Here is a 17,674-nt window from a genome sequence, read left to right as displayed (position 1 = left end):
ACCATGGCCCTCCTCCGGCAACCGCTGCGCAGGCGATGCCCGCATCAACAAGATCAGGACAAGCCGGATTTCCCGATTGCCAGATTTGGCGAGCCGCGCCATTTGTTGACCGGGTCGAAAGGGAAAACGTGAACCTCACCGAAATCTACCTGATTGCGCTCGTGATCATCTTCACCGTGCCGTGGCTGGTGTGGCGCCTGCTGCGCACCGATTACTGGGCTCCGCTGGTGGTGGTGCAGATCGTTGGCGGGATCCTGCTCGGCCCGGGCGTCCTCGGCGCGGCCTATCCGGATTATTACACCTTCGTGTTCAGGCCCGACGTGATCGTGGCACTGAACGGGGTCGCGTGGTGGGCGGTGATGCTGTTCGTGTGGATCGCCGGGATCGAGCTAGATCTGTCGCAGGCGTGGAAACACCGGCGTGAAACGGGAATTACCGCGGGCCTGGCGCTGGGCGTGCCGCTGGCGCTGGGGGCACTTGCGGCCGCGCTGCTGCTGCAATGGCCCGGCTGGCGCGGACCAAACGGTTCGCAATGGCAGGCGGTGCTGGGAATCGGCATGGCCTGCGCGGTCACCGCGCTGCCGATCCTGGTGCTGTTCATGGAGAAGCTGGAGATCCTACGGACACCACTGGGCCAGCGCATCCTGCGCTATGCCAGCCTGGACGATATCGCGATCTGGGGCGTGCTGGCGCTGATCCTGCTCGATTGGGATCGGCTGGCGCGGCAGGGCGCGTTCATTCTGGGCTTCGCGATAGCGGCGTTTCTTATCCGGCGCCTGATGGCCCGGCTGAGCGAGGCGGACCGATGGCCCGTGGGGCTGATGTGGCTGGCGCTATGCGGGCTGGCCGGGGACTGGTCAGGCCTGCATTACATGGTCGGCGCATTCCTGGCGGGCGTGGTGCTGGACGCGCGCTGGTTCGGGCACGATGCGATGGACCGGTTCCGCGGCGTTGTGCTGCTTACGGTGATGCCGGTGTTCTTCCTCTCGACCGGCCTCAGGACCGAGTGGGAGGGCGGCGGGCTGCCGGTATTTGGCGCGGCCGCGCTGCTGCTGGTGGCGGCGGTGGGCGGCAAGCTTGCGGGCCTGCACCTTGCCGGCCGGATTCTTGGCTGGGCCAAGGGCGAGGCCAGCCTGATCGGCTGGCTGCTGCAGACCAAGGCGCTGATCATGATCATCTTCGTCAACATCCTGCTCGACAAGCAGGTGATCACCGGCACCGCATTCACCGCCCTGCTGCTGATGGCGGTGGCGAGCACCATGCTGACCGTGCCGATGGCGACGCCGCTACTCAGGAAGCTGGGGGCGGTGCGGGGGCGGGAAGCCTAATCCAAATTCGGGCGGAGCCACCGTTCGGCTGTAGCTATATCGACGCCGCGGCGCTCAGCATAATCTTCCACCTGATCGCGCCCGATCCGCGCAACGCCGAAATACTGGCTTTCAGGGTGGCCGAAATAGAACCCGCTTACTGCCGCAGTCGGCCACATGGCAAAGTTCTCGGTCAACGTTAGGCCGGTGTTCCGCTCTGCTTCGAGCAGGTCGAACAGGATCGGCTTGAGGCTGTGATCCGGGCAGGCGGGATAGCCCGGCGCCGGGCGAATGCCGCGATATTGCTCCTTGATCAGCGCTTCATTGGTGAGCTGCTCGCCCTCCGCATAGCCCCACAGATCGGTGCGAACATGCCGGTGCAAGGCTTCGGCAAAGGCTTCGGCAAAGCGGTCTGCCAGCGCCTTGAGCAGGATATCCGAATAATCGTCCTTGTCAGCCTGGAAGCGCTTCGAATGCTCCTCTATCCCGTGGATGCCGACAGCAAACCCCCCGATCCAGTCACCCGCCGGGTCGATGAAGTCTGCCAGGCACATATTTGCCCGGTCGCGGCTCTTCTTCACCTGCTGGCGCAGGAACGGCAGCACGACATGTTCCTCGCGGCTGACGTGGTGGATGGTCACATCATCGCCGTCGCGCGCGCAGGGCCACAGCCCTGCCACCCCGCGTGCGGTCAGCCATTTTTCGGAGACGATCCGGTCAAGCATGGCATCGGCATCGGCCTTGAGCTGGCGCGCGGTTTCGCCCACCACTTCGTCATCCAGGATGCCTGGATAGGTGCCATGCAGCTCCCACGCGCGGAAAAACGGGGTCCAGTCGATATATTCGCGCAAATCCGCGAGATCCCAATCCTCGAACACGTGCAAGCCGGGCTTTGTCGGCGGTGCAGGCTTGTCGCTGAGATAGGCATCGTAATAGTTTGCGCGTGCTTCCTCCAGCGAGAGGAGGACGCTGGGTGACTTGCCCGCACGCGCATCGCGCACCTTCGCATATTCGCTGGCCGTATCGCTGACGAAGCCATCACGCTGGGTATCTGACAGCAGCCGACTGGCCACCCCCACCGCGCGGCTGGCGTCAAGCACATGGATCACCGGGCCTTCATAGGCGGGATCGATCTTGAGCGCGGTATGCACCTTGCTGGTGGTGGCCCCGCCGATCAGCAGCGGCATGGTCATCCCCGAACGCTGCATTTCCTCGGCCACGGTCACCATTTCGTCAAGCGAAGGGGTGATAAGGCCCGAAAGGCCAATCATGTCAGCCCGATTATCCTCGGCAGATTTGAGGATGTCCTGCCACGGCACCATCACGCCCAGGTCGATCACGTCATAGCCATTGCACTGTAGCACCACGCCGACGATGTTCTTGCCGATATCGTGCACATCGCCCTTCACGGTCGCCATCACGATCTTGCCCTTGGCCTTGCGTTCAGCCTCGGGCAGCAAATCCTTTTCGGCCTCGATGAAGGGGATGAGATGCGCCACCGCCTTCTTCATCACGCGAGCTGACTTGACCACTTGGGGCAGGAACATCTTGCCGCTGCCGAACAGGTCACCGACAACATTCATGCCGTCCATCAGCGGGCCTTCGATCACTTCGATCGGGCGCCCGCCGTTTGCCGCGCGCGCCGCGCGCGCTTCCTCGGTGTCTGCTACCACATGGGCGTCGATGCCCTTGACCAGCGCATGCTCAAGCCGCTTCTCGACCGGCCAGCTGCGCCATTCCTCGGCCTCCTTCTCGGCCTTGACGTCCCTGCCCTTGTAGCTCTCGGCAAGGTCGATCAGCCGCTCGGTGGCATCGGCACGGCGCATCAGGATCACATCCTCGCAAGCCTCGCGCAGCGTAGGCTCGATATCGTCGTAGATGTCGAGCTGGCCCGCATTGACGATTGCCATGTCGAGCCCCGCCGGAATGGCGTGATAGAGGAACACCGAATGCATCGCGCGGCGCACAGTCTCGTTACCGCGGAAGCTGAAGCTGAGGTTGGAGAGCCCACCCGATATCTTGGCAAAGGGGCAAGCGGCCTTGATCTCGCGAACCGCCTCGATGAAGTCCAGGCCATAGCGGTCATGCTCTTCGATGCCGGTCGCGATGGCGAAGATATTGGGATCGAAGATGATATCTTCGGGCGGAAAGCCGATCCCGGTCAGCAGCTTGTAGGCACGGGTGCAGATCTCGACCTTGCGCTGTTTACTGTCGGCCTGGCCGGTCTCGTCGAAGGCCATCACCACGGCTGCCGCGCCATAAAGCATGCACTTGCGCGCTTGTGCCAGGAAGGCTTCCTCGCCTTCCTTCATAGAGATCGAATTGACGATCGGCTTGCCCGATACGCATTTGAGGCCGGCCTCGATCACCTCCCACTTGGAACTGTCGATCATCAGCGGCACGCGCGCGATATCGGGCTCGGCCGCGATCAGCTTGAGGAATGTGGTCATGGCTTCGACCGCGTCAAGCAGGCCTTCGTCCATATTGACGTCGACCACCTGCGCGCCGTTTTCGACCTGCTGGCGTGCGACTTCGACGGCGGCAGCATAATCGCCCGCCATGATCAGTTTCTTGAAGGCCGCCGATCCGGTGACATTGGTGCGTTCGCCAATATTGACGAAACGGGCAGTAGAAATCTCGGTCATCAGGCAGCAATCGTGAAAGGTTCGAGTCCGGCAAGGCGCATTTCGGGGGCAAGCGAGGGTACTTCGCGTGGCGCAATACCCGCAACAGCCTCGGCAACGGCTGCGATATGCTCTGGCGTAGAGCCACAGCAACCGCCGAGGATATTCACCCTTCCACCTTCGGCCCATTGCCGCACCAACCGCGCGGTGGTTTCAGGCAGCTCGTCATATTCGCCCAGTTCATTGGGCAGGCCGGCATTGGGATAGGCCATAAGCAGCGTATCGGCGATCTGGCTTAGCAGCTGCACATGCGGGCGCAGCTGATCGGCGCCAAAGCTGCAATTGAGCCCGATCGTGGCGGGCCGTGCGTGGCGCACCGCATACCAGAAGGCCTCTACCGTGTGGCCCGAAAGGTTACGGCCCGAAAGATCGGTGAGCGTGAGCGAGATCATCAGCGGGATATCCTGCCCCCGCTCTGCCTCCAGCTCCTTCACCGCCATGATCGCGGCCTTACAATTGAGCGTATCGAATACCGTTTCGATCAGGATGAATTCCGCCCCGCCCTCTAGCAGCGCGGCGGCCTGTTCGCGGTAAACGTCCTTTACCTCGTCGAAGGTAACTTCACGAAAGCCGGGGTCTTCGACATCGGGCGAAAGCGACAGCGTCTTGTTGGTCGGCCCCATCGCGCCGCACACGAAGCGCGGCACGCCATCCTTCGCCGTCGCCTCATCGCAGGCCTGGCGGATGATCCTGGCTGCAGCGACATTGATTTCGTGCACCAGTCCTTCGGCGCCATAATCGGCCTGGCTGATGCGGTTGGCGTTGAAAGTATTGGTGGCCAGCACGGTGGCGCCAGCGGCGATATAGCGGTCGCAAATCGCCCGGATCACCTGCGGCTGGGTGAGGTTGACCAGATCATTATTGCCCTTCTGATCCTGCGCCAACCCGGTGTTCCCGGCGTATTCCTCTGGCGAAAGCTTCGCGTTCTGGATCGCGGTGCCATAGGGACCGTCCTTGATCAGGATGCGTTCTGCCGCAGCGGCGTTCAGTCTTTCGCGCGCGTTCACGATGCGCCTCCCGTCGGCCTGCGGCCCAGCAAATGGCAGACCGCATAGCTCAGTTCTGGCCGGTTGAGCGTGTAGAAGTGGAAATCGCGCACCCCGCCCGCATAGAGCCGTCGGCACAGTTCGGCCGCGATGGTCGCGGCGACCAGCTGGCGCGCGGCGGGGCGCTCGTCCAGCCCTTCGAACAGGCCATCCATCCATGCGGGGATCGCCGCGCCGCAGGCCCCGGCAAATTTGCGTGCCTGCGCCACATCGGTCACCGGCAGGATTCCCGGCACCACCGGGGCATCGATCCCCTGTCTGGCCAGCTCGTCGCGGAAGCGGAAAAAGGTATCGGCAGAGAAGAAGAACTGCGTGATGGCGCGACTGGCCCCGGCATCGAGCTTGCGCTTGAGATTGTCGATATCGGATTGCGGGCAATCGGCATCAGGGTGCGTCTCGGGATAGGCGGCAACCGAAATCTCGAAATCGGCGATCTGCTTGAGCCCTGCGACCAGCTCGGCCGCGTTGCGATAGCCCTCTGGATGCGGCACGAAGGGTGCACCGGGCTCACCAGCATCACCGCGCAGCGCAACGATATGGCGCACGCCCGCTTCCCAATATTGCTCGGCCACCTCGCGGATTTCGGCCTTGCTGGCATCGACACAGGTAAGGTGCGCGGCTGCGGGAAGGCCCGCCTCCGATATGATCCGCGCCACGGTGGCGTGGGTGCGTTCGCGGGTCGAGCCGCCCGCTCCATAGGTCACTGAAACGAAGTTGGGTTCGAGCACCTTGAGCTGCTCGACCGTATCCCACAACTTGGCTTCCATCTTCTCCGTCTTGGGCGGGAAGAATTCGAAGCTGATCGACAGATCACCCGGCAGCGCCGCGAACAGGGGGCTGTCATGGGCGGTGAATTCCTCGTGGCGCGGATCGAGTATCTCGCTCATGCCGCAGTCTCCTTCAGCGACCTTTCGCTTGCCGTATCGCGCCGCTGGCCAAGCCAGATCTTGACCACCAACTCACCCCCGTCAAGCGCGACGGGGGCGCTGGCAGAATAGCCCGCGTCGCGCAGCAACTGGCGGATCTGGCGGTCGGCGAAGCCAAGCCGGGCATGCGCGTGGCGTTCGCGCAATTCCTCGCGCCCATGCGCGGCAAAATCGACGATCGCAATGCGTCCACCGGGCCGCGTGACCCGCGCGGCTTCTTGCAGCGCGATCTCGGGATGCTGGGCGAAATGCAGCACCTGATGCAGCAGCACAGTGTCAAACTGCGCTTCGGCAAAGGGAAGGTCGGTAAAGTCACCCTGAACCAGTTCAAGCTTGTCGGCAGGCAGGTCCTGCAATCTCGCCCGCGCCAGCCTGAGCATCTCCAGGCTCTTGTCGAGTGCGGCAATCCGATCGGCGCGCCCCGCGAAGAGCTCAGCCATGCGGCCGGTGCCTGTGCCAATGTCGAGCAATTGGCCCAGCGGTGCATCACCCAGCGCCGTGACCAGCGCCTCTTCCACTTGCCGGTCAGGGCTGTGCATGCGGCGCAGTTCGTCCCACTCTCCGGCATGACGCTCGAAATAGGATTGCGCAGCCTGTTCACGCGCTGCCCGGATCGCGGCAAGCTTGCGCCGGTCTTCAAGGCACTGGCGGGCGAAACCTTGATCCTCGTGTTCCGCCGTCGACAACAGGCTGGCGACAGCTGCGGGAAGCGGGGCGAGCCCGTCCGCCGTGGCCGGCGTGTGCAGGAATACCCAGCTGCCTTCGCGGCGGCGCTCGGCAAGGCCGGCATCGCACAGGATCCCGACATGGCGCGAAACGCGCGGCTGGCTTTGCCCCAACACCTGGGCGAGTTCACCTACGGCGAGCTCCATCGCCGCCAGCAGGCGCATGATGCGCAGCCGGGTCGGGTCGGCCAGGGCCTTGAGGATGGTTTCCAGATGCATTGCAGAACGAGGATATAAAGATATTTTTATATCTGTAAATCACTCGATTGTCTGGCCAACGAATTTTCGCCCCGCCGGCAAGATGTCTGGTGCGCAGGTTTTCACCCGAAAAGCAAGGGGCACCGTGGTGCAAGGGGCGTGTCCGCCCGCCATGATTGCGGCCACCGAGTTGCCTGCGCAAATCGCTGTGTCTAAGGTTTGTCGGGATGCCAGGTGCGCAACACTTCGCTGGCAGCCTACACCAACACCCACCGTCATCGGGGAGCTTTCATGACCAGTCCTTTTGCTTGCGCCGATCCCGCCGCGCTCGGCTTTGACCCAGATCGGCTCGATCGGATCGGCCCGTTCCTGCAGCAAAACTATCTCGATAGTGACCGCCTGCCGATGACCCAGCTGGTGGTCGCCCGTGATGGCCAGCCGGTCTACTACGATGCCCGCGGCCGCATGGGGGAAGGCCGCGAAAACTTGCGGGATAACGCGATCTTCCGCATCGCATCGATGACCAAGCCGGTCACCTCGATCGCATTCATGCAGCTGGTCGAGCAGTGCAAGGTGGCACTGGAAGAACCAGTAACCAAGGTCCTGCCCGAATTCGGCAAACTCAAGGTCTATGGCGGCGGCGGGGGCGGCATTCCCTTCGCGCCCGGACAACCGGCCCCGGCCATGCGCTTCGTTGACCTGATGACCCACATGTCAGGCCTTACATACGGATTGCAGAACCGCACCAATATCGATGCGGTCTATCGCGAACATAATCTCGATTTCGCCCGCAGCCGCCACAGCTCCGACGAATTCATCCGCATTCTTGCCGATCTGCCGCTCGAATTCGCGCCGGGGCAAGGCTGGAACTATTCGGTCGCTACCGATGTGCTGGGCATCTGTGTCGAACGGATCAGCGGCATGCGGCTGGGAGATTATTTCCGCGAGCATATCTTTGGCCCACTTGGCATGACCGACACGGCTTTTGGCGTCGGCCCCGGGCAGCAGCAACGGCTGGTCGATGCCTATCAATACCGGCCAGGCGAGCCGCCCGCGATGATCGATGCCGGCCCGGCCAGCAAACTCACCGGGCCCGGGCGGTTCGACAGCGGCGGCGGCGGGCTGTGCGGCACCATTGCCGACTATCACCGCTTCACCAGCATGCTGCTAGGGAACGGCGAACTGGACGGTGCGCGCATCATCAGCCCCAAGACCCTGCGGTTGATGCGGACGAACCATTTGCCCGGCGGGGCAGACCTTACCGAAATGTCACGCAGCCTGTTTTCCGAAAGCAACAATGCCGGAACCGGATTCGGCCTCGGTTTCGCCATGGTGATCGACCCTGCCAAGACGCTGATCCCGTCAAGCCCCGGTGAATTCTATTGGGGCGGCGCCTATTCCACCGCCTTCTTCGTCGATCCGCTGGAAGGCATCACATGCGTTTTCATGACGCAGGTCTATCCCTCCAGCACCTATCCCATAAGGCGCCAGCTCAAGACCCTGATCTATTCGGCGCTCTCGGACAGTCGGCTTTGATCTGCACGGAAGCGGGCGGCGCGGACCGCCTGCTGCTTCCGGCGATGTCAGGGGTGAGTGGTGCCGCTTAGGTGACTCGAACACCTGGCCCCATCATTACGAATGATGTGCTCTACCAACTGAGCTAAAGCGGCACTCTCCCATCCGGCCCATAATCGCCTCGCAGCCTTGCCGCAACGCCATCATGCGCCAAATGAAGTGGAGGCCCGAGCCGGAATCGAACCGGCGTGCAAGGATTTGCAGTCCTCTGCGTAACCACTCCGCCATCGGGCCTCGCCCCGCCCTCTCGGGCCGGGAAGCGGCGCACTAGCGATTCATCGCACGAATGGCAATCGCATTGATGCCTTCCGTAACGTCAGTCTGGACGCGCTCGCGGAAAATCGACAGGACGATCAGCATGAGCGTTGCAAGACTTCTTGAACCGATTACCGGCCGCACCGACACCGTGACCCTGGCCGATGCCGAGGACTGGCTGCAGGGGCGCACGCTTTATGGCGGCGCGTCTGCCCTGATCGCCTATACTCAGGCGATTCGTGCCTTCCCCGATCTGCCTCCACTGCGCGCGGCGCAGATCAGCTTTGTCGCGCCGGTCGGCGAGCAGGTGGAACTGCACGCCGAGATCGTGCGCCAAGGCCGCAATGTCGCGCAAGTGCGCAGCGAGATTCGCTGCGATGGCCAGATTGCGCTGACCGCATTCTTGCTGTTCGGCGTAGCACGCCAAGCCAACGCAATTTTCCCGGCAGCCCCTCCGGAGGATTTCCCCCCACCGCCCGAACAAAGCGACAGTGCCATGTCGGACAAGGGCCCAGGCTTCATCCGCAAGAATTTCGAGCTGCGCCGCGCGCAGGATTTCAGCGGCCCCGGCGCGCCCGTGGTGAGGCGCTGGGCGCGGTTGACCAGCGCCGAAGGCCTAGATCCGATCAGCAGCCTGGTGTTGATGGGTGATGTCCTACCGCCCGGGGCAATGCGCGCGATGCAGCGGCAAGGCCCGATCAGTTCGATCAACTGGAGCTTCAACCTGCTCGACACCGCGCCTGCAACCCGGGGCGGATGGTGGTTGTCGGAAAACGCCAGCCAGCATGCCGACGAGGGCTATTCATCCGAGCGGCTGCGCTTGTGGAACACCGAAGGCAAGCAGGTACTGGACGGGCTACAATCAGTAGCGATTTTCGGCTGACCTGCGCGGCGCCATTTGCGGAGCGCTAGACGTCCTCGAAATTGGGCTTGCGCTTTTCCATTCCCGCCATCACCGCTTCAACCTGGTTCTTCGAACGCATGATCGCATGCTGTTCTATGCTTTCTTCCAGTAGGATCGCATCGGTGCCGCGTTCAACCATGCCGGCATGCAGCCGCTTGGCAGCGCGGATCGCATGCGGGTTGCGATTGGCGATCTCGCTGGCGATCGCCGTAGCCTTGGCCAGCGGATCTTCACTCACATGCGTGGCAAGGCCAAGGCCCTGCGCCTCGGCTCCGGTAAATTCGCGATTGGTATAGACCAGTTCGCGCAGCACATCGTCACGCACCAGGCCGCGCCATAGCGCATATCCGCCCATGTCCGGCACAAGGCCCCATTTAAGCTCCATGATCGCCATACGCGTATCAGGATGGACCACGCGGATGTCCGCCCCGCTGGCGATTTGCAAGCCGCCCCCGAAGCACACCCCGTGAACCGCGGCGATCACCGGCACCGGCAGCTTGCGCCACAACATCGCCGCCTGCTGGGCGCGGTTGGAATTGCCGTGGGTACGCTCGGTCAGTCCGGGCTCATCGGGGCTTGGCGTTCGGGCGAAATTGGACAGATCGAGCCCGGCGCAAAACGCGCGTCCTTCCCCTGACAGGACAACCGCGCGCAGGCCCTTCATCTTGTGAAGCGCGCGACCTGCATCAATGATGGCGTTAAACATTGCCTGATCAAGCGCGTTCATCTTGTCAGCGCGAGTGAAGCGCACTTGGGCCACGCCGTCAGCGCCCAGCTCGATTGAAACCCGGTCATTGTCCTGCATTGTCATATCGCCTCGTGGCATTTGCTGTTGCAGCTCAAACTGGACGATGACGATCAGGCTGTCCAGCTACCGATTCAGGCGATCTTGTCATTTGGCTTTGCCGCGCGAAAGCGAAACACGCTCGGGCCTGGTGGTGCATCAAGGTAATATCCGCCTTCGGGATGGGTCACCAGCATCCAGTCCAGGCCGAACTGGCCAAGCTTTCCGCGGACCCGCGCCACATGAACTGCCACACTGTTGGTCCCCGGTTCCTGCTTGATCCGCCAAACTTCCGCCAACAGCTGCTTGCGCGTCAAGGGCTGCCCGGGGGACAGTGCCAGCCGCCACAGCAGTTCGAACTCGCGCGGGTGCAGGTGCAACCAGCGATCATCCACCCGGCCATCGCGATGGAACAGGTCGAGCGTCACGTCGCCAACCTCGATAAATCGCGGGATCAGCTCTTCATTGCCCGGCCGCAGGCGGCGGGCACTGGATGAACTCATAATCTTCCCCCTGCCCGCATCGAGTAGAGTTTCTCGCGGGTAAGAATCAGGTGATCGAGCAATTCTATGCCGAGCGCGCGGCCGATCTGTGCCACGCGCCTGGTGGCAAGGATGTCGCTTTCGCTCGGGCAACAGTTCCCCGACGGATGGTTGTGCGCAACGATGAGAAAGCGCGCACCCAGCGCCAGTGCCCGGGCGAAGAGTTCGCGCAACTCGATCGTCAGGTGTGCCGATTGCCCACTGCCCAATACGCAATCGTCGAGGTAGCCGCGCCCGCCGTCGAGGAAGATCGCGTGGAAGCGCTCTTCATCCAGGTTCGCGGTGGCAAATATTTCCTGCAGATAGCGGATGAGCGCTGCCAGCTGTTCGAACCGGGCCGACGGCGCAGCATCGGGATCGCAGACGAGATCGGCTGTGATCATGCGCGAAACTCGAAGCGTGAAAGGAACAGTTGCCAGCCCGCCGCGCGGTTACCCAGCCGCCAGTCGCGATAGGCGCCATGCAGGCGTTTGCGCCGGGCGTGAAGGATCAGCCCGCCAGCCATCAGGCCCAGTTGGAAATAACCGGGCGCGAAGGCCAGGATCGTATAGGCTATGGCGCTAACCTGATCGACGAGCTCCCTCACCACATGCGCAAGCATTGCCAGGACCTGAAAGGCGGCGATCCACAAGGCATAAAGCCGGTTGGCGTTGAGTGCGATCACGACAAAGGCCACCAGTGCCATGAAATCGTTGATCGCACTCAATATTTCCAGATTGTTATGACTGAACTGCGCGCCCCAGATCGCCCGATATACGGTGTCGAGCCCTTTGAAGAGTACGAGCCAGGTCAAGGCGATTGCCTTTTCCGGTCCGCCACCCCACACGAGTGCCGCAAGGCAGATCATCCAGGCGGCGATCGATTGCGCCTCGGCGCGATATTCCAGAACCAGGCTCAGCATATCGGTCTTTGTACAGTCACACCGTAACGGGCGTGCGCTCTTCAATTGCCGAAGGTTCAATCACGGTGGGCGCGCCTGTGTCTTCGGCGGCGTAGACATGGGCGACCTTGCTCAGTTCGTCATGCACCCGCAAAAGGCTGGTCGACATCGCCATGGCTTGCTGCTCAGCTTGAGTCAGCCGCATCAGTGCCTTCTGCCCGGCATCGACCCCGACCGCGGGATTCTGTCGCGCGGCAAGCATTGCCTGCTTGAGTTTGGCGAATGCCAGCATGGATTCGTCGGCCAGCGCTTCCGCCTCGCGAACCAGCTTCTTGAGATTTCGGGTGTCATTGAAAATACGGTCAGACATGAGCGGTCTCCGGGTCTGCCACGCTCGTCAAGCAGCCTGATAATAATCCTCGGGGACGGCCGCCTTGCCATCCATCGCTTCGGTCAGGCTCAGGGCCGCAGTCACCATAAGAACGACCGCTGCCAGTATTGCAAAAGCGATCCCCGCGATTGCCGCCAGACGAAGCAGGACGGCATTGTCGCCATCGAGCACCCCGGGGACGATCCTTGGCTCATCCATTATCTTCCATGGAACCAGACCGCCAAGCGGCATTACATCGCTCAGCACAATCTCGCCCGGATCGACCCGGGGCTGATCTTCATGCGAGTTGGCACCCCCAGCGAGCTGATTTTTCCTGTATGCAGATTCGCTCAAGCCCCCTTCATATGGGGTTGCGCCCAGTCGAAGCTCCTCATTTTCCTCGGTAAATTCTTCACCAAATTCTTCGCGGTAACATTCGACCAGCTCATTGAGGCTATCGACCCGATAGAAATCCTTAAGCGCCCGGATATGCTGGTTTATCCTGGTTTCAGATACATTGAGCTCTTGCGCGATGACCTTGATCGGAACCCGACGGTCGATTCGCTCAAGCACAGCCAGCTGGCGCTTTGTCAGTGTTCGCCGTTGGGCGGCCCCCATCAATCACTCCAATTCGCAGCGGACGACCAAACGGCAGCGACCCTACCATGTTCTTGCCGCAATGGCTCCGAATTTTCGCGACTGACAGTCGCCTTCAGCCGATCCGATGCTCAAGCCGCCGAGCTGTTGACGCCCAGGCTGGTGAGGTAGCGGCGGATGTTGCGCGCTGCCTGGCGCAGGCGCTGCTCATTCTCGACCATCGCAATCCGCACGAACCCTTCGCCTTTCTCGCCATAGCCTACACCTGGCGCAACCGCGACCTTCGCCTCGGTCAGAAGCTGCTTGGAAAATTCCAGACTGCCCATATCGGCCAGCGCCGGCGGCAGCGGAGCCCAAGCGAACATCGAGGCCGGCGGCGCGGGAATTTCCCACCCGGCGCGGCCGAATGCCTCAACCATCACATCGCGCCGCTTGTGATAAAGCTCACGGTTCTTGTCGACGATATCCTGCGGGCCGTTGAGCGCAGCGCAAGCGGCCGCCTGGATCGGGGTGAAGGCACCGTAATCGAGATAGCTTTTCACCCGCGTCATCGCCGCTATCAGCTGCTGGTTGCCAACAGCAAAACCCATCCGCCAGCCAGCCATTGAATAGGTTTTCGACATACTGGTGAATTCGACCGCGACATCTTTCGCGCCCTTGACCTGCATGATCGAGGGGGTCGGCTTGCCGTCAAAATAAAGCTCGGAATAGGCCAGGTCGGACAGGATCCAGACCTTGTTGTCGCGCGCCCAGTCAACCAGCCGTTCGTAAAATGCCAGATCGACCACTTCCGCAGTTGGGTTCGACGGATAATTCACCACCAGCACGCTGGGGCGCGGCACGGTGAAGGCCATCGCCTTCTCAAGGCTGGTGAAATATTCCTCGTCTGGCGTCGTGGGCACGGAACGGATTGTCGCCCCGGCTATGATGAAGCCGAATGTGTGAATCGGGTAAGAAGGGTTGGGAGCAAGCACCACATCGCCAGGCGCAGTGATTGCCGTGGCAAGGCTGGCCAGCCCTTCCTTCGATCCCATGGTCACCACCACCTCGCGCTCGGGATCGAGATCGACGCCGAAACGGCGGGCATAGTAATTGGCCTGCGCCCGGCGCAGCCCCGGAATGCCCTTGGACTGGGAATAACCATGCGCATCGGGCTTGCGCGCCACCTCGCACAGCTTGTCGATCACATGCTGGGGCGGCGGAAGATCCGGATTGCCCATGCCCAGATCGATAATATCTTCACCGGCCGCTCGGGCCGCTGCACGCATCGCATTTACTTCGGCGATGACATAGGGCGGCAAGCGCTTCATGCGGTAAAAATCGGTATCCATCCGGGTCCTTCCTAGGGGCCAATGCACGATTGCTGTGCCCATTGCATACGAATCTACGCTAATAGTAGTCGAACTGAAACGCCAATATTGCTATACTGCATTGCAGCATGAAAAAACAGGATCGAACAGCCGATGGGCGATGACGCCAATGACAAGTGGGGCAGCCAGGGCGAACCCTTCCGCGCATTCTTCGATATGCAGGGCGAGGCCATGCGCGAGCTGATGGGCAATTTCATGCCCGCCGGGCGCGATATGGCACTTCCCGGGCTTGGCGATGACGCGGCACTGGGGGCGGATGCGCGCGAATTTGCCCAGGCTGCGCGCGAGATCCAGTCAATGTGGTTCGAATTCATGGCAGAGCGCACGCAAGGCCAGCCAGAAGGGGCCAACCCGTTCGATCCTACGCAATGGCTCACTCTGGCGCAGGGCATGGCCAGGCAAATGCCGCGGGAGCCTATGGAAACAGCTCAGAAATTTGCCACCGACACGATGGCAGTCTGGCAAGGTGTGTTGGGCAGTTTCCTGGGCGGCGAAGGCGCAGGCGGGAAAGGCTCCGCTGATGCATTGCCGCGCAAGGACCGGCGCTTTGCCGCCGAGGAATGGCGCGCCCATCCCGCCTTTGCGTTGTTGCACCAGACCTATCTGATGATGGCAGAATATTTCGTGGGCGCGGCGAAGCAGGCTGAAGGGATCGCGCCTGAAAAACGCAAGCAACTGGAGTTAGCCACCACCGCGCTGGTCGAAGCGATGAGCCCGGACAATTTTATCTTCACCAATCCCGTGGTGCTGAAACGCACGGTCGAAACCAGGGGCCATAACCTCGTCAAGGGTATGCGCCATCTGATCAATGATCTGAAGCGTGGCCAGCTGACCCACACCGATGCCCAAGCTTTCGAACTGGGCGTGAACCTGGCGGCCACCCCGGGCAAAGTCGTGCACGAAACCGCGCTCTACCAGCTGGTGCAATACAGCCCCTCCACCGCGGATGTGCTGGAAGTGCCGCTGGTGATATTCCCGCCGTGGATCAACCGCTTTTACATCCTCGACCTGACGCCCCAGAAAAGTTTCATCAAATGGGCGGTGGACCAAGGGATCACAGTGTTCGTGGCAAGCTGGAAATCGGCCGACGCGAGCATGAAGGACGTGGTGTGGGACGATTACATCCGCGCCCAGATCGATGCGATCGACACCGTGCGCGAACGGCTCAAGGTGCCTTCCGTCCACACCATCGGCTATTGTGTTGCGGGCACCACACTGGCCGCCACGCTGGCGGTGCTGGCGAAGCGCGGCGAAGCAGACAAGGTGAAGAGCGCAACGTTTTTCACAGCGCAGGTCGATTTCGAGAAGGCGGGCGAGCTGAAATCTTTCATCGATGACAGCCAGCTCGAGATGATCAAGGGCCTGTCGAGCGACGGCTATCTTGACGGGCGGTATCTCGCCGCAGCCTTCAATTCACTGCGCGGCAAGGACCTGATCTGGAACTATGTCGTGAACAACTACCTGCTGGGCGAAGATTATCCCGCCTTCGACCTGCTGCACTGGAACGGCGATGTCACCAATCTGCCCGGCAAATGGCACATCGATTACCTGCGCGACCTGTATCGCGACAACAAGCTGGTGGTACCCGGCGCACTGAGTGCGGACGGTACGCCGATCGACCTGACCGAAGTCACAACGCCCAGCTATGTCCAGGCCGGGCGCGAGGATCATATCGCTCCCGCGCAAAGCGTGTGGCGTATCACCGAACACTTCAAGGGGCCGCTTACCTTCGTGCTGGCGGGTTCGGGCCATATCGCGGGCGTGGTCAACCCACCGTCCGCCGGCAAATACCAGTACTGGACCGGTGACAGCGAAGCCTGTTCGCTCAAGGAATTTGTCGCGGGCGCGACCGAGCACCCGGGCAGCTGGTGGCCCCATTGGCTCGAATGGCTTGAAAGCCAGGATGACAAGCGCGTGCCCGCAACCGGCAAGCGCAAGCCTGGCGGAAAAGGCGATCATGTGATCGAAGACGCCCCCGGCAGATATGTGAAAACGCGCTAAGGCATTATTCCAAAGCCCGTTTCCAATTTATTGTGCGGTGCACAAAAAATCCTTGACTTCGCAGCTGCAATGCCTATTTTGTGCAGTGCAACATAAAGCGAGGTTCCCATGGCAGAAGAAGCCAAATCAAAGATCGATGCCGCTGCAGAAAAAGCTTACTCTGAAGCAGCTGCAAAGAAGGGTGTGAGCGAAACAACCGTCGAGAAGGCGGTTGAGGCTGACGCGCCCAAGGCGCCGGTGAAGCCCGCCGCCGTGAAAAAAGCGGTAAAGGCTCCGGCCAAGAAAAAGACCGCGAAGAAAGCCGTCACCAAAAAGGTGGCTCCGAAGAAGGTTGCCGCCAAGAAGGCTGCGCCCAAGAAAACCGTCAAGGCTGCCGCGAAAACCGCAGCGCCTGCCAACACGCTCATTCAGATCAAGGACAAAATCATGGCCACTGCCAAGAAAACCGATTTCACCACCACCGCCAAGGAAGCTTTGGCTGACGTCCAGACCCGTGCGAAAACCGCTTTCGCCAAGTCGGGCGAGCTCGCTTCGGAAGTAACCGAATTCAGCAAGGGCAATCTTGATGCTGTTGTCGAATCGGGCAAGATCTTCTTTGCCGGCGTCCAGAGCATGGGCCGCGAGCAGGTGGAAGCGACCAAGGGCGCGGTTGAAACCGTTACCGAAGATTTCAAGAAAATGGCTGCCGTCAAGTCGCCGACCGAGCTGCTTCAGCTTCAGGGTGAACTGGCACGTCGCAACTTCGATGCCGCCGTTTCGTTCGGTTCGAAGAACACTGAAGCGCTGGTGAAGCTCTACAACGACGCATTTGCGCCGCTTTCGAGCCGCATGAGCCTCGCAGCCGAGAAGTTCAAGAAGGCTGCCTAAGCCTTTTATCAAATCCAGAGTTCTGACCGGGTCTCTCTCCTCTCCCATTCCCGGCAGAAACCCGAAGGGCCGGTTGGACTATTGTCCGGCCGGCCCTTTTCCTTGCGCGCCGAACTTCGTATCCGCACGCAGTGCCGCGTGAATTGGCAAAGCCTTAACCTTCAGGCGCCAAGGCGTTGGCGCTCTGTTCTTGCGCTACAGCCAAGGCTTACGATATTGCATCAGCATATGCAGACTGAATTACCCCGCCCTTGCGCCGAACCGGCGCGCTACAGCCTCCGCTTTGCCATGGCGAACGGGGCTGACGGCGATTCCGGCAGCGAGAATGAAACCGGCATCGCCACCAAGACCAAGGCGCGCCCAAAAAAGCCGAGCCAGTACAAGGTTCTGATGCTCAATGACGACTACACTCCGATGGAATTCGTGGTGATGGTGCTAAAGCGCTTTTTCGGGATGGACCTGGAACAGGCGACCCGCGTGATGCTGCATGTCCACCAGAAGGGTGTCGGCGTGTGCGGCATCTTCCCCTATGAAGTGGCCGAAACCAAGGTCAATCAGGTGATGGATTTCGCGCGGCAGAACCAGCACCCGCTGCAATGCACGCTGGAAAAGGCCTGATCGCCGAACATTCGCGCTTGAGGGC

At 61.4% G+C, this 17,674-nt stretch carries 17 protein-coding genes and 2 tRNA genes; 6 read left to right on the top strand and 13 right to left on the bottom strand.

Going from position 1 to position 17,674, the window contains the following annotated elements:
* The first annotated feature begins 128 nt into the window (after nt 1-128).
* The gene (locus ACX3VQ_RS08755; RefSeq protein WP_462580515.1) at nt 129-1,328 is read left to right on the top strand and encodes a cation:proton antiporter; all 1,200 of its coding nucleotides are present in this window, start codon (nt 129-131) and stop codon (nt 1,326-1,328) included.
* Here ACX3VQ_RS08755 and metH read toward each other — a convergent pair.
* Genes metH through ACX3VQ_RS08735 form a run of 4 tightly spaced genes read right to left on the bottom strand, consistent with a single transcriptional unit; the run spans nt 1,325 to nt 6,907 of the window.
* On the bottom strand, nt 1,325-3,952 hold the full coding sequence (gene metH / locus ACX3VQ_RS08750) for a methionine synthase (protein ID WP_462580513.1): 2,628 nt from the start codon (nt 3,950-3,952) through the stop codon (nt 1,325-1,327). The genes ACX3VQ_RS08755 and metH overlap by 4 nt on opposite strands.
* Entirely contained in the window at nt 3,952-4,998 is a 1,047-nt protein-coding gene (locus ACX3VQ_RS08745; protein WP_462580511.1) for a homocysteine S-methyltransferase family protein, read from the bottom strand. Before ACX3VQ_RS08745 ends, metH begins: the two co-directional genes overlap by 1 nt.
* Nucleotides 4,995-5,924, bottom strand: a complete 930-nt coding sequence (gene metF, locus ACX3VQ_RS08740) for a methylenetetrahydrofolate reductase [NAD(P)H] (protein ID WP_462570387.1) — start codon at nt 5,922-5,924, stop codon at nt 4,995-4,997. Before metF ends, ACX3VQ_RS08745 begins: the two co-directional genes overlap by 4 nt.
* A complete protein-coding gene (locus ACX3VQ_RS08735) occupies nt 5,921-6,907 on the bottom strand; it encodes an ArsR/SmtB family transcription factor (protein ID WP_462570388.1) in 987 nt (328 codons plus the stop codon). The genes metF and ACX3VQ_RS08735 overlap by 4 nt, the downstream gene beginning before the upstream one ends.
* 270 nt (nt 6,908-7,177) lie before the next feature.
* On the opposite strand from ACX3VQ_RS08735, the gene ACX3VQ_RS08730 reads away from it, so the two are divergent.
* Nucleotides 7,178-8,422, top strand: coding sequence for a serine hydrolase domain-containing protein (locus ACX3VQ_RS08730; RefSeq protein ID WP_462580509.1), 1,245 nt, complete (start codon nt 7,178-7,180; stop codon nt 8,420-8,422).
* 58 nt (nt 8,423-8,480) lie between these two features.
* On the opposite strand, the gene ACX3VQ_RS08725 is transcribed toward ACX3VQ_RS08730, so the two are convergent.
* Nucleotides 8,481-8,556 (bottom strand) — tRNA-Thr (locus tag ACX3VQ_RS08725).
* A 65-nt stretch (nt 8,557-8,621) separates the two neighbouring features.
* Nucleotides 8,622-8,695, bottom strand: a tRNA-Cys gene (locus ACX3VQ_RS08720).
* A gap of 124 nt (nt 8,696-8,819) precedes the next feature.
* Here ACX3VQ_RS08720 and ACX3VQ_RS08715 point away from each other — a divergent pair.
* Nucleotides 8,820-9,599, top strand: coding sequence for a thioesterase family protein (locus ACX3VQ_RS08715; RefSeq protein WP_462580507.1), 780 nt, complete (start codon nt 8,820-8,822; stop codon nt 9,597-9,599).
* Between the two features lie 25 nt (nt 9,600-9,624).
* Here the strand turns inward: ACX3VQ_RS08715 and ACX3VQ_RS08710 are convergent, their stop codons facing one another.
* From ACX3VQ_RS08710 to ACX3VQ_RS08680, 7 genes are all read right to left on the bottom strand, one after another.
* Nucleotides 9,625-10,446 carry a crotonase/enoyl-CoA hydratase family protein gene (locus ACX3VQ_RS08710; RefSeq protein WP_462580505.1) on the bottom strand — a complete coding sequence of 274 codons (822 nt, stop codon included), beginning with the start codon at nt 10,444-10,446 and terminating at the stop codon, nt 9,625-9,627.
* Nucleotides 10,447-10,499: 53 nt separating this feature from the next.
* Nucleotides 10,500-10,907 carry a winged helix-turn-helix domain-containing protein gene (locus ACX3VQ_RS08705; protein ID WP_462580503.1) on the bottom strand — a complete coding sequence of 136 codons (408 nt, stop codon included), beginning with the start codon at nt 10,905-10,907 and terminating at the stop codon, nt 10,500-10,502.
* A complete protein-coding gene (locus ACX3VQ_RS08700) occupies nt 10,904-11,329 on the bottom strand; it encodes a JAB domain-containing protein (protein ID WP_462580501.1) in 426 nt (141 codons plus the stop codon). The genes ACX3VQ_RS08705 and ACX3VQ_RS08700 overlap by 4 nt, the downstream gene beginning before the upstream one ends.
* On the bottom strand, nt 11,326-11,847 hold the full coding sequence (locus ACX3VQ_RS08695; protein WP_462580498.1) for a hypothetical protein: 522 nt from the start codon (nt 11,845-11,847) through the stop codon (nt 11,326-11,328). The genes ACX3VQ_RS08700 and ACX3VQ_RS08695 overlap by 4 nt, the downstream gene beginning before the upstream one ends.
* Before the next feature lie 16 nt (nt 11,848-11,863).
* Nucleotides 11,864-12,196 carry a hypothetical protein gene (locus ACX3VQ_RS08690; RefSeq protein WP_462580496.1) on the bottom strand — a complete coding sequence of 111 codons (333 nt, stop codon included), beginning with the start codon at nt 12,194-12,196 and terminating at the stop codon, nt 11,864-11,866.
* A gap of 27 nt (nt 12,197-12,223) precedes the next feature.
* Nucleotides 12,224-12,814 (bottom strand): helix-turn-helix domain-containing protein, encoded by a 591-nt coding sequence (locus ACX3VQ_RS08685; protein WP_462580494.1) that lies wholly within the window; start codon nt 12,812-12,814, stop codon nt 12,224-12,226.
* A gap of 110 nt (nt 12,815-12,924) precedes the next feature.
* A complete protein-coding gene (locus ACX3VQ_RS08680; RefSeq protein WP_462570399.1) occupies nt 12,925-14,124 on the bottom strand; it encodes an LL-diaminopimelate aminotransferase in 1,200 nt (399 codons plus the stop codon).
* A gap of 132 nt (nt 14,125-14,256) precedes the next feature.
* On the opposite strand from ACX3VQ_RS08680, the gene ACX3VQ_RS08675 reads away from it, so the two are divergent.
* The 3 genes from ACX3VQ_RS08675 (at nt 14,257) to clpS (ending at nt 17,649) form a co-directional block, all read left to right on the top strand.
* A complete protein-coding gene (locus tag ACX3VQ_RS08675) occupies nt 14,257-16,164 on the top strand; it encodes a PHA/PHB synthase family protein (protein WP_462580492.1) in 1,908 nt (635 codons plus the stop codon).
* A gap of 108 nt (nt 16,165-16,272) precedes the next feature.
* Nucleotides 16,273-17,031 carry a phasin family protein gene (locus tag ACX3VQ_RS08670; protein ID WP_462580490.1) on the top strand — a complete coding sequence of 253 codons (759 nt, stop codon included), beginning with the start codon at nt 16,273-16,275 and terminating at the stop codon, nt 17,029-17,031.
* 288 nt (nt 17,032-17,319) lie between these two features.
* A complete protein-coding gene (gene clpS, locus ACX3VQ_RS08665) occupies nt 17,320-17,649 on the top strand; it encodes an ATP-dependent Clp protease adapter ClpS (RefSeq protein ID WP_462572515.1) in 330 nt (109 codons plus the stop codon).
* Nucleotides 17,650-17,674 lie beyond the last annotated feature (25 nt).

It is taken from the genome of Altererythrobacter chaiwopuensis, from assembly GCF_054957735.1.
The sequence above is the reverse complement of the archived record's forward strand: the minus strand, read 5'-3'. Positions and strand labels throughout refer to the sequence as shown.

Excerpts from the sequence above, each read along its gene's own strand:
- metH (WP_462580513.1), bottom strand. The coding sequence starts at position 3,952 with ATGACCGAGATTTCTACTGCCCGTTTCGTCAATATTGGCGAACGCACC.
- metF (WP_462570387.1), bottom strand. The coding sequence starts at position 5,924 with ATGAGCGAGATACTCGATCCGCGCCACGAGGAATTCACCGCCCATGAC.
- ACX3VQ_RS08735 (WP_462570388.1), bottom strand. The coding sequence starts at position 6,907 with ATGCATCTGGAAACCATCCTCAAGGCCCTGGCCGACCCGACCCGGCTG.
- ACX3VQ_RS08730 (WP_462580509.1), top strand. The coding sequence starts at position 7,178 with ATGACCAGTCCTTTTGCTTGCGCCGATCCCGCCGCGCTCGGCTTTGAC.
- ACX3VQ_RS08715 (WP_462580507.1), top strand. The coding sequence starts at position 8,820 with ATGAGCGTTGCAAGACTTCTTGAACCGATTACCGGCCGCACCGACACC.
- ACX3VQ_RS08710 (WP_462580505.1), bottom strand. The coding sequence starts at position 10,446 with ATGCCACGAGGCGATATGACAATGCAGGACAATGACCGGGTTTCAATC.
- ACX3VQ_RS08705 (WP_462580503.1), bottom strand. The coding sequence starts at position 10,907 with ATGAGTTCATCCAGTGCCCGCCGCCTGCGGCCGGGCAATGAAGAGCTG.
- ACX3VQ_RS08700 (WP_462580501.1), bottom strand. The coding sequence starts at position 11,329 with ATGATCACAGCCGATCTCGTCTGCGATCCCGATGCTGCGCCGTCGGCC.
- ACX3VQ_RS08695 (WP_462580498.1), bottom strand. The coding sequence starts at position 11,847 with ATGCTGAGCCTGGTTCTGGAATATCGCGCCGAGGCGCAATCGATCGCC.
- ACX3VQ_RS08690 (WP_462580496.1), bottom strand. The coding sequence starts at position 12,196 with ATGTCTGACCGTATTTTCAATGACACCCGAAATCTCAAGAAGCTGGTT.
- ACX3VQ_RS08685 (WP_462580494.1), bottom strand. The coding sequence starts at position 12,814 with ATGGGGGCCGCCCAACGGCGAACACTGACAAAGCGCCAGCTGGCTGTG.
- ACX3VQ_RS08680 (WP_462570399.1), bottom strand. The coding sequence starts at position 14,124 with ATGGATACCGATTTTTACCGCATGAAGCGCTTGCCGCCCTATGTCATC.
- ACX3VQ_RS08675 (WP_462580492.1), top strand. The coding sequence starts at position 14,257 with ATGGGCGATGACGCCAATGACAAGTGGGGCAGCCAGGGCGAACCCTTC.
- ACX3VQ_RS08670 (WP_462580490.1), top strand. The coding sequence starts at position 16,273 with ATGGCAGAAGAAGCCAAATCAAAGATCGATGCCGCTGCAGAAAAAGCT.
- clpS (WP_462572515.1), top strand. The coding sequence starts at position 17,320 with ATGGCGAACGGGGCTGACGGCGATTCCGGCAGCGAGAATGAAACCGGC.